Genomic DNA, 15,365 nt, shown 5'->3' on the forward strand with positions numbered 1-15,365 from the left:
AATCTGCAGGCGGATGGGAAGAAGCTTACAGTTTGTAAGAAATGCAGAGAGAAATAGAAAAGCGGAACCGCCCAAATTAGATATTAAAGCATGTTGTCTCCCTCCAAAATCGGCATTTTGACGAACGAACTTTGGTTTCCAGGTGTAATTTCGTGCTGCAAAATCGGTTATGACGGTATTTTCACTTCGCCGGCAGGATCTTCCGCTCCCCTCTATATTCCACGGGATTCAAGCGGATACAGTGAAGATCCACATATTTATCTCATTATTTCTAAAGCAACAAACTTTAAGAAAACAGCCTTATAGATACACAAAAAAGAGAGGAGCTCCCCCCTCTCTTTTACTTGCTTTCACTTAAACTGCCTACTTCTGTTTTTTGAAAATATTTCATTCCATAGGTGACGACCATCAAGAGCGATAATGTTCCAAAGATAAGCACCATGAACTGCAGGCCGATTGTATCAAGGAACAGACCCGTACCGAGGAGAACAACCTGGAACATCACCCTGTCAAGCATATTTCTAAACGAGAAGAAGCGGCCGTGATATTCTTTTGGGATCTTTGTTTGGAAAATGGTCGAAACAATCGGAAAAAAGCAGCCTACCCCAAGTCCGAACAATCCAAATGAGATGAGCGACATCCACATGATATCACTGAAAAATAAGCTTAGATGTGCGATTGAAATGATTAGAGCAAACGCAAACAGCATGTGAACGGATGAAAACCGGTGGGTTATTTTTTTGACAAAAAAAGCGCCGATCATAAACGCTATGCCTTCTACTGTATATAGGAGCCCTTTAATGGACGTGCTGTCCTGAAGCTCGCTTATGTTTATCACCATCAGATTAAATCCTCCGATGAACAAAACAGGAATGATTGTCAGGACTAGAGCTGTAATGGCGATAGGCGTCGCTTTTAATACGGGAAGGACTTCTTTAAAGCTGCCGGACTTCCCTGATTTTGACTGCTCTCTCTTCTCTTCTTTAAAATCAAGCAGAAAAGTAGCACCAAAAAGAACGGCGTATGCAGCCATCGACAGGGCATAAATAGAGGTCAGACTCATAAAGACTAAAAGCGCGCCGGCAAGTGCTGTGCCGATGACTCTTGCTATAGTCGCAACATTCATGTGCACCCCGTTCATCTGTATCAGATCATTGTCTTTTACAATAATCGGAATCACTGCCTGAAGAGCAGGAAAATAAAAGGCTGCAGATAATTGAATGCTGATCATAAACAGGATCATAAAGAAAAGAGAATCAAATTGTATCGCCATAAACATAAAGATGACGCTGAGCATTCTTCCAAGCCCTGAGTAGATAAGCACCGTTTTTTTGGAGCAGCTGTCAATCATTTTCCCCGCAAGCGGCCCGACAAGCACCCCCGCGAGCAGCCCAATAAATAAAATAAGCGATTTCATAAAATCAGATGGTACGTTTTTCTGCATAAATTCCAAGTTTCCAATTATGCCAAACCATAAACCAAGACCGGCAATAAATTCACCGCTCAGCACAATCCAGACGTTTTTATTTTTCCACATGGTGAGATCTCCGTTTTCTGTTTTTTTACTATATCTACTATAGCATCTGAGCATTTATTTCGACCAGCGAAACTTTTTACAAACAAGAAAAAAGCCCTGAATAGGGCCGGTCAAATCATCGTATAGAAATTAATCAAGAAGGCAGCTGTAATGACATACATCATCCAATGCAGTTCTTTTGTTCTGCCGGTAAAAACTTTTAATAATGTGTAAGAGATAAAACCAAATGCCACCCCTTCTGCAATGCTGAACGTGAGTGGCATCATAATGAGTGTTAAAAAGGCAGGAATCAATTCGGTTAAATCATCAAAATGAATCTCCTTCAATTCTGTCATCATAAAGGCTCCAATGATAATTAATACAGGTGCTGTCGCAGCGTTTGGGATGAATTGAATCAGAGGTGTAAACAAAAGCGTGAGCAAAAACAGCAGAGCAGCAAATACTGCTTTTAATCCTGTCCTTCCTCCTTCTGCGATTCCGGTCGCATTTTCAATGTAAGTATTCATCGCTGTACTTCCAAACACCGCACTGATCATTGTGCCGAGCGCTCCGGTCGTCAATGCGCGTTTCATGTTAGGTGTTTCGCCATTTTCATCATTCAAATTTGCTTTTTTTGTTAATCCGATCAAGGTAGCCAATGTATCGAATAATTCTACGATCGTAAATGAGAAGATGACTGAGAAAATACCGTATCCGATGGCAGCCATTATATCAAGCTTCATAAATGTTAATTCAACAGAAGGCCAGTCAAAGGACAGAATATCCCCTGCTGAATTAGGCACAGGCGAGTGGCCGATCAGCATGGACAGTGCGGTAATGACAAAGATACTTAAGATCAAGCCGCCTCTGATATTTCTGGATACAAGCACTGCAGCAAGGATCAGCCCTGCAAGAGCTAGCCATGTTCCCTGATCAGCAATATTTCCGAGTGCCACATATGTAGCTTCATCAGGAACAATGATGCCCCCGTTTTTCAGGCCAATAAATGCTACAAATAATCCGATTCCTGCTGTAATGGATGCTTTTAATGTTTTAGGAATAGCAGAGACAACTTTTGAACTGACTCCTGTGACAGATAATAAAAAGAAAACAAAGCCCGAAATAAATACGGCACCGAGAGCCGTTTCCCATGATAATCCCTGACCGAGGACAACCGTATATGTAAAAAAGGCATTTAACCCCATGCCTGGCCCAATGACAATCGGCAGGTTTGCCCATAACCCCATTAAAAGTGTCGTGATCACGATAGCTAAAATGGTACCGGCAAGCGCTGCTTCCTTTGGCATCCCGGCTTCAGATAAGATAATCGGGTTGACAAGGATGATGTAGCTGACAGTCATAAATGTTGTCAGAGCAGCAATAAATTCCATTTTTACGGTAGTTTTCCGTTCATCTAAACGGAAAAACGAGTTTAAAAACGAATGTAGGTTTTTCTTGTCTTGCATTTTTTCTTCCTCCTCATAAATAGAAGAGCGCTGTCTTATCATGCTGATGGCTGAAGCAAATCATGAAGGCATAGCTCATAAAGTAAAAACTACATTATAAAGGATTTTTTTTAATATGAAAAGCATTTATTCAGAGCTGAATGGATACAGCCCGCCATTTATCGCAAATGACATCTTCCCTGTTTCTTCCGATACAACAAGCGCGATCGCATCTGTTGATTCTGTAATGCCAAGGGCAGCCCGATGCCTTGTTCCGACCTTATCATCTGAGGTTTTCGTTGAAAGCGGAAGTACATTTGCTGCTGAAATGATTTTGGTTCCTGAAACGAGTACGGCTCCATCATGAAGCGGATTTCCCGGATAAAAAATACTTTCAAGCAATGACGCCGATAAATAAGCATCAATCGGCACGCCGTTTTGAAGAAATGAGATAAGAGGATCTTTTCTTTCTATCACTATTAAACCGCCGTGTTTATGATCAGACAGCTGCTGAATGACTCTAGATAGCACGGCATAATGCGGAGTGTATTCAGATAAATAAGACTGCAAGTAAAAAGATGATGCCTGCGACTGCAGCTGCTGAAATATCTTATGGAGGTCTTCCAGCTCACAAAGCAGACAATGGTCTTTCTCATGAAGTGAGTTCATCAGCTGCCGAGATTCTTCAATGATGTTTCCCAGCTGGTCATAAATATGTTTTTTTATCGGATCGATTAATTCGTGTTCCAAAACGTACAGCTCCTCTCCGCCATGTTTCACCGTTTTTCTTATTGTTTGAAAAATCTCCGCATTCCATGCAATAATTTCCCATTTGGGGTTCATACTAAAATAAAAAAAACAGCAGTCTTGTCCAAGCTGCTTACAAAACGGAGGTTTGCTTTATGACAACAGTTAAAATCTTTCAATATCTTTTTTCTGGTATGGGTGTAATGATCTTAAGTTATTTTTATTATCAAATGTTTAAACCCGAGAAAAAAGAGCTTGAAGAGAAGTCGAAATAGTCACGAGTTCTATTTTTTCATGTTATAATTCTTTCGTTACTCTACGAAATCGAGGATATTTAACATGAATCAAACCTTCACTCTTTGGGAGAAAGGCAAGCAATTTTCTCTCATCCTTTTGCCGATTTTGATTACACAGCTCGCTCTTTACTCAATGAATTTCTTTGATACGACCATGTCAGGAAAAGTCAGCCCTGGAGATCTTGCAGGCGTTGCAATTGGATCAAGCATCTGGGTTCCTGTCTATACCGGACTAAGCGGCATCCTGCTTGCAGTAACTCCGATTGTTTCCCAATTTGTGGGTGCAAAACAGAAGGAGAAAATTCCTTTTACGGTCATTCAAGGCCTGTACCTTTCCGTTTTACTGTCCATTGTCGTTGGAGTAATCGGAATTTTTGTCATTGACCCTATTTTAAACACAATGACACTCGAGGATCATGTCAGAGAGACGGCTAAGCTTTATCTGGCTGCTTTGGCTTTTGGCATTCTGCCGCTCTTTGCTTATAATGTATTGCGGTGTTTCATAGATGCGCTCGGGTTTACGAGAGTCTCCATGATGATCACTTTATTATCTCTGCCGATCAATGTTGTATTCAATTATCTATTTATCTTTGGAAAGTTCGGTTTTCCGGCTCTGGGCGGCGTAGGAGCTGGTGTTGCTTCAACCATTACATACTGGAGCATTTTTCTGATTTCCGCTTTTGTCATCTTGAAAAAGGACCCTTTTGTGAACTACGGCATTTTCAAGAAACTGTATCCTGCTTCTGCAAAAGCATGGATTAGTCTCTTAAAAATCGGAATTCCAATAGGGATTGCCATATTTTTTGAAACCAGTATTTTTGCAGCTGTTACCTTATTGATGAGCAATTATGACACGGTCACGATTGCCTCCCATCAAATCGCCATCAATTTTGCCTCTCTTCTGTACATGCTTCCGCTGAGCATTTCAATGGCGCTGACAATTGTCGTCGGTTTTGAAGTGGGCGCGAAACGGTACAGAGATGCGAAGCAGTACAGTTATCTGGGGATTGTCATGGCTGTTATTCTGTCGCTTATTACCGCAGCGGTTATCTATTTCCTAAGAAGTGAAATTGCGGCGATCTATACGAACGAAGGCATTGTCATAAAACTCTCGGCTCAGTTTTTGATCTATGCGATTTTCTTCCAGCTGTCAGATGCAATAGCCGCTCCGATCCAAGGAGCACTGCGGGGCTACAAAGATGTGAATGTCACCCTGGTGATGGCGCTTGTTTCTTACTGGGTTATAGGTCTTCCTACGGGATACTGGCTCGCAAACAATACGGCTTTCATGGCTTTCGGCTACTGGATCGGCTTGATTGCAGGTCTTGCCGCTGCCGCTGTTGCACTGTCTGCAAGGCTGTGGTTTATTCAAAATAAGGTTTATACACTAAGTGAAAAACAAGAATAAGCATTGAACATAAAAAAGATGATCTCGAAGTAACGAGATCATCTTTTTTATTCATCATTCCATTTATACGTCCAGAAAATCTCCTGTTCCACCCAATGCATGACTTCAGGATCTTTATTCTTAAACTTTTCTTCCATTTGCTTAAGCATGCCTTCTGTCTGGCTGCGATGTGCGCGCAAAGCATTTAACTTCATTTCAGCAACACTTGAGATATCAATAGTGACATCATGCTCGCCAAGCACTTCTGCACGATTTCTCGTAATGGCAACACAATAAGTCTCAGGACGCTCTTCAAGCGGCATTCTGCTTAATGCGCGAATGGTTGCAGCGCCTGTTGCATCATGATCAGGATGTACACCGTGACCAGGGTAAAACGTAACAACTAGAGTCGGCTTCACTTCCTGAATAATTTCTTCAATGATATCTGCAAATCGGTCGATATCTTCAAATTCAAGTGTTTTGTCGCGCAGGCCAAGCATTCTTAAATCCTGAACATTAAGTGCATCACATGCATCTCTCAGTTCTTTTTTGCGGATTTCAGGCAGGATCTCCCGGTTTGCAAACAGCGGATTACCCATGTTTCTTCCCATTTGGCCAAGTGTTGCACAGGCATATGTTACAGGAATCCCTTCATTTCGTTTTAACGACATTAAACCTCCAACTCCAAATGACTCGTCATCCGGGTGAGGCAAAACGACTAATACATGCTCTCTCATTTTCATTCTCCCTTTCTACTCTGCAAACGGAGTCTCGCTGATTTGAAGCGCAATGGCAAGCTTTCCTTCGCGATCATGCCCTGCCATCAGCAGCTGATTATTTTCATTGTATACCCAGTCTGTCAGGCCTTCTGCATAAATCCAGCCATGATCTATTTTAAGACCTACACGGTAAGGACCCTGTCCGGTGATCTTAGCCTGGTCAAAAGAAACCTTTGCATTTCTGATAAATGCCACGACTGTCATATTATTTTCATTCATATGGGCAGAGTAAGCGCCTGTCGTTGTTTCGAGGTGAACATAAACTTCCTTGTTCACCAGAACATCTAAATGTTTTTGAATGTCATCTTTCGTAATGGGGACCATCATTCTGCTCCTTTTTATGTAGATTGTCTGATTTCTTCATACACTTTTATATGCAGGTCAATCAGGATCAGCTTTTCCTGATCGCCAAGGCTTGCCATGGAAATACGTTTGACTGCTGAAAAAAACTTCTGCTCTGTATTTTTCCGCAGGCGCGGATGGGTCAATTCATCCTGCAGTTCAACTTTAATGGCGCCGAGAAGTGTCTGCATATCATCATCACTGACCTCAAGCTGCCGATTTGACCAAAGCTTCCGGTATACCTCTAAAAGCTCGCGGTTCTCCGTCATCTCCTGTCATCATTCCTTTCCTGACTCTCTTATTGTATACTGAAAAATCATTTCAATGAAAGAAAAAAGCCTTGCACAGGGCAGGCTGTTTTACATCTCCATTGTTTTCTTCTTCTTCAGCTTCCATGCATGTTCCTTCATTCCTCTTACATGTGAGAATGAAAAGAGCACAAGTGCACTCCAAATTAACGAAAACGTAATAATTTCAGTGCTCGTAAATGATTCATCATATATTAATACTCCAAGTAAAAGCGTGATGGTTGGGGCGATATATTGTAGAATGCCAACCATGAACAATGGAATATGCTGTGCTCCTTTTGCAAACAGCAGCAATGGAACCGCCGTCACGATTCCCGCTCCAATTAAAAATGCATTTGTACCTATACTAAAGGCGAAAAATGCAGACTCCCCTTTATTTGCAATCGTGATTAAATAAATAAGGGCAACAGGCATGACCATCATTGTCTCAAGTGTAAGTCCGATTGAAGCATTTAATTTCGTTACTTTTTTCGTTAAGCCGTAAAAACCAAAGCTCAGTGCCAGTATGATTGCTACAAATGGAAATTTCCCATATTGCATGGTCATGAAAAGAACACCAGCCGCAGCAAGGATAAACGAAGCATATTGCCATCTATTAAGTCTTTCTTTCAAAAACACCATGCCAAGGAGAACACTGATTAAAGGATTAATATAATACCCTAAGCTAGTTTCCAGGATGTGATTACTATTAACGGCCCAAATGTATAAGAACCAGTTAATGCTGATCAATACTGATGATAGAATAAGTGAAAGCAGAAGAAGAGGTTTTTTTATCATTCTCTTGCAGACTTCCAGCAGCTGCGCCCATTGTTTATTGAGCTGAATCAGCCCCATCATGAAGAGAAACGACCAGAATACACGGTGCGCCAGAATTTCTTCAGCCCCGACATGATCGATAAGCTTCCAATAAACCGGAAGGATCCCCCATAAAAAATAGGCTAGTGCTGTGTGCATCAGGCCTGTGCGATATGTATCTATATTTCTTTGCTCCATTTTACAGCACCTTCCTTTTCAAAACTCCAAGCTCATTATAATCCCGATACAAGGACTTCTACAAGAAAAAAAACTTAACCATGACCCATCCTTTTACATATAGTGAAGTATACCTGTAAAAAAGGGCGTGAACATTCATGTTTCCCTGGAAAAAAAACTTTCCATTTAATCAATCCGGGCAAATGCCTGATGCTTTTAAAAATATGAATCCTAAAAATGTAGAGGATTACATTCAAAATGTCATGGGAAATGTTTTCGGTGAGGGCTTTCCTCAGCAGTTCCCTTTTCAGGGCAATATGCAGGGCAACATCCCGCAAAACAATAAACAGCAGCAAACAAATCAAATCAATACTGAGCTTTTTGAAACAAACGATCACATCTTCGTCAAAGTGCAGGCTTCAGATGAACAGCTGAAAAATCTCCGCATACAGCACAGCAGCAATCAGCTTTTCATCTTAGACTACCCCTCAAAAGGTGAACAAAAAAAAATTGTTCTGCCTACTCTTGTTAAACGAAAAGGAACAAAAGCATCTTACCGGAATGGGATTCTTGAAATTAAACTGCAAAAAAATGAGGATCTGCAAATTTCTGAGATTGAAATAACGAACGACTGACAGACATTTATTATTTTGAGGTATCCTGAAGAATGATAGTGAGATTTATTCACTTTTTCCAGCAAAATTAAAACAATCGACCAGAGAGCCTGCTCTGGTCGATTGTTTTTATGATTATGCTTCCTCTAATGTTCTTCTTAATACGGCCCTCCTGGATATTGTCCTCCCGGATAACCAGGATATCCGCCCGGTCCAGGTCCTGGGTAGCCTCCATAAAAAGGAGCCGGCGGCGGTGGCGGCGGATAATAATAAGGTCTTGGATAGTTAAAAAGCGCACTTCCAAGGAATCCTCCCACCAATCCTCCTACAAGCGGAGCTCCAAATCCGAAAAAGAAAGGTCCTCTATTTCCTGCGCTGCGATAGCCTCGTGCTGTATAGTGCGGGTACATGCATTCCCCTCCTCCATAAATCACTTACCTTATAAGGGTATTCACCTAAATGGTTTTTGAGTGGGCGAATATCTCAGGGAAAATCATTTTTATGAAAAAGCATTCCCCTTATGCGTTGATTTTGGTTTCGACTGAACCGTCCTTTAGATGTACGACCAAGGTGCAGTTATTTTGCTTCACTAGCTCTCTTCCTTTTTCGAGCGCCTCTTGTTTCGTACCAAAGCGATAACTGGCCCGTTTGTTTCCGTCTTTTTTCAGCATCCATCCATCGTCATCAGCCATCAGGAGATATTCATCTTTTACTGAATCATTGTCAGCCCATTTTTCAGCCTGTGAAACAGCAATCGGAATGGCTCGTCCCTCTTCATAACCATCATCAAGCAGGGCATTGCCGATCTCAATTGCTTTTTCACGGGTTTCATCAGGAAGGTTTTTCATTGAACTTGGGTAATCTTGTTTTGTCCAAGGCATTTCAGACTCATTCCTTTCAGGGTTATTTATTCCATCTATACCCGGGTGAAATGAATTCAAACGAAATGATTGGAGATTTGATTAAATAGCCTTATGTATCAAGTGATAGCCTGTTTCACGGTGTTGGTTTTTCGTTGAATCGCACATAAATTAGAAATTGAGAAAAATCCCCCCAACTTCTATGGTGAAAACTTTTCTGAACCCTATGTCCAGCCCAGTGTTTTAATTTTAAAACAAAGGCTGTTTTCGCATAGATTGTTGTTTTGGTGATAAATGTTGTCCGTTCCTTTCCGCTCCAGTCACTAATAGTTTTAAACTTCTAGTCTAAAACAACACTGTTTACGAAAAGAACCAAAATAAAAAAAGACTGCTTATCAGCAGTCCTTAATGTTCATATATCATCTTTCTTGTCATCCCGCCGTCTACAACTATATCTGTACCTGTTACAAAATCATTTTCAGGATCTGTTAAATAAAAACATGCTTTGGCAATATCAGCTGGCTTGCCAACCCGTTTTGAAAGGTGCTGGTCGTGATCGATTTGTCTGAGGTTCTCGTATTCCTTTGTTTCGATCCATCCAGGTGAAATGCTGTTAACCTTAATCCGGTCTTCGCTTAAGGAAACGGCAAGCGCATGGGTCAGCGCAACGATTCCGCCTTTTGTTGCGGCATATGCCTCTGTTCCCGATTCTGACATCGAAGCCCGTGTGGAAGCGATATTGACAATAAAACCGCCGGCAGTATTCTTTCTCATCACTTTTGCTGTCTCTTTTGAACAAAAGAATGTGCTTCTTAAATTTGTGTTTATGACATGATCCCAGTCTTCTAAAGTAAGCTCATAAGGAGATTTAAATTCAGACACACCTGCATTATTAATTAAGATATCGATGGTTCCAGTCAGAAGTACAGCTTCTTTTATCAAATGTTCAATTTCCTGAACATTTTTTACATCTGTTTGAACAAAATGTGCATTTTCAGTGCTGCTTTCTATGCTTTTACCCTTTTTTGCATCAATATCTGCAAAAATAACGGCATCACCGGCTGCAGCATACTGTCTGACCAATTCTTCGCCGATTCCGTTTGCGCCGCCTGTGATAATGACTGTCCGTTTCATTCCTTTTTCCCCTCCTCAAAGCAATAGCGATCTGCCCAATCTTTCACTTCTAACATCACTTTTTCTAAGGAGCGGCCCATTTCGGTCAGCTGATACGTAACCTTTACTGGTGTATCAGGAATGACAACCCGCTGAACAATTCCCGCTGATTCCAATTCTTTCAATCGTTCCACAAGCATTTTTTGGCTAATACTAGGAATGGTATCTGTTAAATCCTTAAATCGCTTTGGTCCGTCTAACATGACATGGATGATTAAGCCCGTCCATCTTTTCCCTAAAAATCCGAATGCTTTTTCCATTTTGGGACATAAATTAGATTCCATCCTGAATCTCCTTTACAGTCTTTTTCTTGACATATAATCTTAATCATTTTATGATAACAAAAGTCAATTATTTAGCTTACAAAAAGTTAGTCTGTAACTTTTTGTATATTATACCTTATTTGTAAACGATATTCAACAATGGAGGTTTTCACAATGTCAACAGCTACTACTGAAAGTATTTTATCTATTATGTCTGAACGCAGTTCTGTGCGCAATTATGATCCATCTGCAAAAATAAGCAAGGATGAACTCATAGAAATTCTTGAGTTTACAGGCAAGGCTCCATCTGCATGGAACCTGCAGCACTGGAATTTCATGGTTTTCCACAGTGACGAGTCTAAAGAAAGACTTCTTCCTATTGCTTATAACCAAAGTCAAATTACTGAAGCGTCAGCGGTAGTTGCCATCTTAGGCGATCTTGAAGCAAACAAAAATACAGATCAAGTTTATAATCCTCTTGTAGAAGCAGGTTTTATGAAAGAAGAAATCAAAGACACACTAGTAGGCCAAATTAATTACGCTTATCAAAATCCTGTATACGCCCGCGATGCAGCTTTCAGCAATGCATCACTTGCAGCTATGCAGTTAATGCTTACAGCTAAAGCTAAAGGCTACGATACTTGTGCGATCGGCGGTTTTAATGCACAGCAATTATCTGAAACATTTAAAATTGAAGATCGTTTTGTCCCAGTTATGCTTATCTCAATTGGAAAAGCGGCAAAACCTGCACACCAAAGCTCTCGCATCAGCATCGATGAATTGAGCACATTCTTATAATTTTTTACACCGGCAAAGGTAATACTTTGCCGGTTTTTGTTTTATTTAGTTTCTTTAGGGGAAATTAATCCTAGGTAAATCTACTAAAGGAGCTTAAGCAGCATGATAAACATCATTATCGGTTTAGTTTTACTGATGGTGCTTGCCTATTTGGGCTGGTCCATCATCTGGATTGCCCCTCTCATAGCTCTGATTGTAGCAGCGCTTGAGGGCATTGAACTTCTTCCGGCTTATACAGAAACGTATATGACAGGATTTGTTGAGTTCACTCTGAAATGGTTTCCGATATTCCTTCTTGGAGCAATCTTCGGAAAACTTATGGAAGAAACGGGAATGGCGCAATCGGTTGCATTTAAGATTACCCAGTTTATCGGAAAAAAACGTGCGGTTCTGGGAGTTCTGGCTGGAGCGGCAGTCCTTACATATGGAGGAGTAAGCCTATTCGTCGTTGTATTTGCGATTTATCCTCTTGCAATTGCCCTTTTCAGGTCAGCAGATGTATCGCGCAACCTGATTCCAGCTACAATTGTACTTGGCGCTTTTACATTTACAATGACGGCACTTCCGGGTACTCCGCAGATTCAAAATATTATTCCAACGGACTATTTTGGGACGACTCCTACTGCCGGTCCGATCATGGGAATTGTTTCAGGATTGATTATGGCTGTCGGCGGCTACTTTTATCTCGCATGGCGAGGAAAGAAATTACATAGTAAAGGCGAAAAGTTCACAGACCCCAAAGGCGGCGATGAAGTGAAGGACATCGATCCTTCTACTCTGCCTAATGCCTATTTGTCAATTATCCCTCTTATCGTTGTTGTTGTCGTTTTGAATGTGTTCAAGCTTGATATTCTGCTGGCTCTGGTTATTGGAATAATCTCTATAATGCTGCTCAGCATTAACAAGTTTAAAACGTTCATCAAATCGATAAACGGCGGAGCAGCAGGATCTGTTATGGCAATCGTCAATACGAGTGCAGCCGTTGGTTTTGGAGCGGTTGTAACCGCTGTGCCAAGTTTTGAACAGCTCACAGATTTAATCTTGGGTGTTAAAGGCAATCCCCTTATCTCAGAAGCGATTGCCGTTCAGCTTTTGGCAAGCATTACAGGATCAGCTTCAGGCGGTATGGGAATTGCATTAGAAGCGCTCGGAGGTCAATATATGGAACTTGCAAAAAGCACAGGAATATCTCCTGAAGCCTTTCATCGTGTAGCAGCCGTTGCCTCAGGGGCATCGATTCTGCCGCATAACGGGGCTCTGCTCACCCTTCTTGCTGTAACGGGACTTAAGCATAAACAAACATACTTAGACGTTGCTGTAGTCGGTCTGATCATTCCTATTATCGCCGTCATTGCAGCCATCGTCCTCGCATCACTTGGCATTTATTAAAACGAAAAAGGAGATATAAATTATGTTAACAGATAAAGTCGTTTTTATTACAGGAGCAGCACAAGGTATTGGTTATGAAGTAGGTGAACGCTTTGCAGAAAATGGAGCAAAAGTTGTTCTTACTGATGTAAATGAAGAAGGCGTAAAAAAAGCGGCTGACCAGCTTGCACAAAAAGGCTATGAAACACTCGGACTGAAATGCGACGTAATAAGTGAAGAAGAAATCAAAAAAGCAATTGATGATACAATCGCTCATTTCGGAGAATTTCATATCTTGATTAATAATGCTGGCCTTCAATATGTTTCTCCTATTGAAGAATTCCCGACAGAAAAGTTCGAACTTTTAATTAAGATCATGCTGACAGCGCCATTCCTAGCTACAAAACATGTATTTCCCCACATGAAAAAACAAAAATACGGCCGCATCATCAATATGGCTTCCATCAATGGCGTTATTGGCTTTGCAGGAAAAGCAGCTTATAACTCTGCTAAACACGGCGTCATCGGCTTAACAAAGGTTTCAGCTCTTGAAGGAGCAGCTGACGGAATTACCGTTAATGCCCTATGCCCCGGCTACGTGGACACACCGCTAGTACGTAACCAATTACAGGATCTGGCTAAAACAAGAAATGTCGACCTAGAAAAAGTGCTGGAAGAGGTCATCTACCCTCTCGTACCGCAAAAACGCCTTCTCTCAGTTGATGAAATTGCTGACTACGCTGTCTTCCTGGCAAGCGAAAAAGCTAAAGGTGTAACAGGTCAAGCCGTATTGCTTGATGGCGGGTACACTGCTCAGTAACTAGAAAAGCGGAACCGCCCTGGTCAGCTCCGACAGACAGAAAAGGCTTCGCCAGGAAAGACGCTTTTTGCCTTTCCAGGCGAAGACGTTCTGACCGAGGAGTTGGGCGGTGGAGATAGACACCACGAAAAGCGGAACCGACAGTTTAGCGCAGGCATGACAGATAAGGATCCGACAGAAAAGGCGCTTTTTGCCAATACTTTCGGATCCGTTCTGGCCGAGGAGCTGGGAGATGGAGCTAAGCACCACGAATAGCGGAACCGTATAACCAACTGCATCAAAAAAGGAGCGCCTAACCGGCGCTCCTTTTTTGATGCAGATTTCACTTTAATTTCTCATTATACCAAGCAGATGCAGCCTCTACTTCTGATGAAGTGAGCTGATGTCCGTGATTTTCCCAGTGGATGACGACTTCCCCACCCGCTGCTTTCAGGATATCAGCAAGATCATGCGTTTCCTGAGGCAGGCAAATCGGATCGTTCATGCCTGCTCCGATAAAAATAGGTGTCCCGCTTAAAGATGGAATATCAATATTTCTTCTAGGAACCATTGGATGATGAAGAATGGCAGACTTCAAAGAATTTTCGTAATGGAAAAGCAGGCTTCCTGCGATATTTGCACCATTTGAATAGCCAACTGCTACCATTTCTGAGCGGTCAAACGAATACTCTTCAGCTGCTTTTGTTAAAAATTCATTTAATTCACCTGTACGGAAAATCAGGTCCTCTTCATCGAATACGCCCTCAGCCAATCTTTTGAAGAAGCGGGGCATTCCATGTTCAAGAACATTTCCCCTTACACTTAAAATATTGGCATCTGCATCAATATGCTTAGCAAGCGGAATGAGATCATTTTCATCCCCGCCTGTTCCATGGAGAAGCAGTAATGTCCGGTTTCGATTTCTGCCTTTTTCAAAAATGTGTTTCATGCTTGATCACTCCTGTATAGAAATCAAAAGGTTTGGCTTGTAAGCCAAACCCTTTTATTATTTTTTATTGCATGCCTTTTTTAATGGATTCAGCAATTGTAACAGTCCGTTTAGCCTGATGCTTGACTGCTGCTTCAACATTTTCTTTTAAATTTCCGTCCTGATCAACTGTGACAGAGGTACCGTAAGGATTTCCCCCTGCTTCAAATAGAGACTGATCCGTGTAGCCTGGTGCGGCTACAATCGATCCCCAGTGATACATCGTTGTGTATAAACTTAAGATTGTTGCTTCTTGTCCGCCGTGCGGATTGCTTGCAGAAGCCATGGCACTCACTACTTTATTCGCAAGTTTCCCTTGGAACCACAAGCCTCCGGTTGTATCAAGAAACTGCTTCATTTGTGCAGGAACATTACCAAATCGAGTCGGGACGCTGAAAATGATGGCGTCTGCCCATTCCAAGTCATTTAATGTCACTTCAGGAACATCTTTCGTGGCTTCAAGGTGTGCTTTCCATGCAGGATTTGAATCAATTGCTGATTGCGGTGCAAGCTCAGGAACTTTAAGCACTTTTACCTCGGCGCCAGCTTCTTTTGCTCCCGCTTCAGCCCAAGCTGCAAGCTTGTGGTTCGTGCCTGTAGAACTGTAGTAAATGACAGCTAATTTTACATTTGACATTCCGATCTCTCCTTGTGTAATGTACTTTTTTCAAGAACAACTATCTTTAATCAATATATCTCGAATTCAAGTT

Annotated in this window: 18 protein-coding genes; 5 read left to right on the forward strand and 13 right to left on the reverse strand. The window is 41.6% G+C overall.

Going from position 1 to position 15,365, the window contains the following annotated elements; translation table 11 throughout:
- Positions 1 to 340 precede the first annotated feature (340 nt).
- From GJU41_RS20030 to cdaS, 3 genes are all read right to left on the reverse strand, one after another.
- Entirely contained in the window at positions 341 to 1,537 is a 1,197-nt protein-coding gene (locus GJU41_RS20030) for an MFS transporter (RefSeq protein ID WP_154319369.1), read from the reverse strand.
- Between the two features lie 110 nt (positions 1,538 to 1,647).
- Entirely contained in the window at positions 1,648 to 2,982 is a 1,335-nt protein-coding gene (locus GJU41_RS20035; RefSeq protein ID WP_070875935.1) for an NCS2 family permease, read from the reverse strand.
- 126 nt (positions 2,983 to 3,108) lie between these two features.
- A complete protein-coding gene (gene cdaS / locus GJU41_RS20040; RefSeq protein ID WP_282958554.1) occupies positions 3,109 to 3,711 on the reverse strand; it encodes a sporulation-specific diadenylate cyclase CdaS in 603 nt (200 codons plus the stop codon).
- A 336-nt stretch (positions 3,712 to 4,047) separates the two neighbouring features.
- On the opposite strand from cdaS, the gene GJU41_RS20045 reads away from it, so the two are divergent.
- Positions 4,048 to 5,412 carry an MATE family efflux transporter gene (locus GJU41_RS20045; protein ID WP_154319371.1) on the forward strand — a complete coding sequence of 455 codons (1,365 nt, stop codon included), beginning with the start codon at positions 4,048 to 4,050 and terminating at the stop codon, positions 5,410 to 5,412.
- A 47-nt stretch (positions 5,413 to 5,459) separates the two neighbouring features.
- Here the strand turns inward: GJU41_RS20045 and bshB2 are convergent, their stop codons facing one another.
- From bshB2 to rarD, 4 genes are all read right to left on the reverse strand, one after another.
- Positions 5,460 to 6,128: a bacillithiol biosynthesis deacetylase BshB2 gene (bshB2, locus tag GJU41_RS20050; RefSeq protein ID WP_070875937.1), complete on the reverse strand. Its 669-nt coding sequence runs from the start codon at positions 6,126 to 6,128 to the stop codon at positions 5,460 to 5,462.
- A 15-nt stretch (positions 6,129 to 6,143) separates the two neighbouring features.
- Complete coding sequence (locus GJU41_RS20055; protein WP_070875938.1) at positions 6,144 to 6,494, reverse strand: YojF family protein; 351 nt, start codon at positions 6,492 to 6,494, stop codon at positions 6,144 to 6,146.
- A 14-nt stretch (positions 6,495 to 6,508) separates the two neighbouring features.
- On the reverse strand, positions 6,509 to 6,781 hold the full coding sequence (locus tag GJU41_RS20060) for a hypothetical protein (RefSeq protein WP_154319372.1): 273 nt from the start codon (positions 6,779 to 6,781) through the stop codon (positions 6,509 to 6,511).
- Positions 6,782 to 6,871: 90 nt separating this feature from the next.
- On the reverse strand, positions 6,872 to 7,813 hold the full coding sequence (rarD, locus tag GJU41_RS20065; protein WP_154319373.1) for an EamA family transporter RarD: 942 nt from the start codon (positions 7,811 to 7,813) through the stop codon (positions 6,872 to 6,874).
- Between the two features lie 137 nt (positions 7,814 to 7,950).
- Here rarD and GJU41_RS20070 point away from each other — a divergent pair, with 137 nt between their 5' ends.
- Positions 7,951 to 8,427 (forward strand): Hsp20/alpha crystallin family protein, encoded by a 477-nt coding sequence (locus tag GJU41_RS20070; RefSeq protein WP_070875941.1) that lies wholly within the window; start codon positions 7,951 to 7,953, stop codon positions 8,425 to 8,427.
- A 137-nt stretch (positions 8,428 to 8,564) separates the two neighbouring features.
- Here GJU41_RS20070 and GJU41_RS20075 read toward each other — a convergent pair whose 3' ends face one another.
- The 4 genes from GJU41_RS20075 to GJU41_RS20090 form a co-directional block, all read right to left on the reverse strand.
- Positions 8,565 to 8,816: a hypothetical protein gene (locus GJU41_RS20075; protein ID WP_154319374.1), complete on the reverse strand. Its 252-nt coding sequence runs from the start codon at positions 8,814 to 8,816 to the stop codon at positions 8,565 to 8,567.
- Positions 8,817 to 8,924: 108 nt separating this feature from the next.
- Positions 8,925 to 9,287 (reverse strand): DUF2188 domain-containing protein, encoded by a 363-nt coding sequence (locus GJU41_RS20080; RefSeq protein ID WP_154319375.1) that lies wholly within the window; start codon positions 9,285 to 9,287, stop codon positions 8,925 to 8,927.
- Between the two features lie 384 nt (positions 9,288 to 9,671).
- The gene (locus GJU41_RS20085) at positions 9,672 to 10,400 is read right to left on the reverse strand and encodes an SDR family NAD(P)-dependent oxidoreductase (RefSeq protein WP_154319376.1); all 729 of its coding nucleotides are present in this window, start codon (positions 10,398 to 10,400) and stop codon (positions 9,672 to 9,674) included.
- Complete coding sequence (locus GJU41_RS20090; protein ID WP_070875945.1) at positions 10,397 to 10,723, reverse strand: winged helix-turn-helix transcriptional regulator; 327 nt, start codon at positions 10,721 to 10,723, stop codon at positions 10,397 to 10,399. The genes GJU41_RS20085 and GJU41_RS20090 overlap by 4 nt, the downstream gene beginning before the upstream one ends.
- A gap of 153 nt (positions 10,724 to 10,876) precedes the next feature.
- Here GJU41_RS20090 and GJU41_RS20095 point away from each other — a divergent pair, with 153 nt between their 5' ends.
- The 3 genes from GJU41_RS20095 (at position 10,877) to GJU41_RS20105 (ending at position 13,688) form a co-directional block, all read left to right on the forward strand.
- On the forward strand, positions 10,877 to 11,500 hold the full coding sequence (locus GJU41_RS20095; protein ID WP_154319377.1) for a nitroreductase family protein: 624 nt from the start codon (positions 10,877 to 10,879) through the stop codon (positions 11,498 to 11,500).
- 102 nt (positions 11,501 to 11,602) lie between these two features.
- Positions 11,603 to 12,889: a GntP family permease gene (locus tag GJU41_RS20100; protein ID WP_154319378.1), complete on the forward strand. Its 1,287-nt coding sequence runs from the start codon at positions 11,603 to 11,605 to the stop codon at positions 12,887 to 12,889.
- Between the two features lie 22 nt (positions 12,890 to 12,911).
- Complete coding sequence (locus tag GJU41_RS20105) at positions 12,912 to 13,688, forward strand: 3-hydroxybutyrate dehydrogenase (protein ID WP_154319379.1); 777 nt, start codon at positions 12,912 to 12,914, stop codon at positions 13,686 to 13,688.
- Between the two features lie 322 nt (positions 13,689 to 14,010).
- Here the strand turns inward: GJU41_RS20105 and GJU41_RS20110 are convergent, their stop codons facing one another.
- Together GJU41_RS20110 and wrbA are read right to left on the reverse strand one after the other, a co-directional pair.
- Positions 14,011 to 14,616: an alpha/beta hydrolase gene (locus GJU41_RS20110; RefSeq protein ID WP_154319380.1), complete on the reverse strand. Its 606-nt coding sequence runs from the start codon at positions 14,614 to 14,616 to the stop codon at positions 14,011 to 14,013.
- Positions 14,617 to 14,680: 64 nt separating this feature from the next.
- Positions 14,681 to 15,292, reverse strand: a complete 612-nt coding sequence (wrbA, locus tag GJU41_RS20115) for an NAD(P)H:quinone oxidoreductase (RefSeq protein WP_154319381.1) — start codon at positions 15,290 to 15,292, stop codon at positions 14,681 to 14,683.
- Positions 15,293 to 15,365 lie beyond the last annotated feature (73 nt).

Source organism: Metabacillus idriensis (assembly GCF_009674765.1).
Taxonomy (GTDB): domain Bacteria; phylum Bacillota; class Bacilli; order Bacillales; family Bacillaceae; genus Bacillus_P; species Bacillus_P idriensis.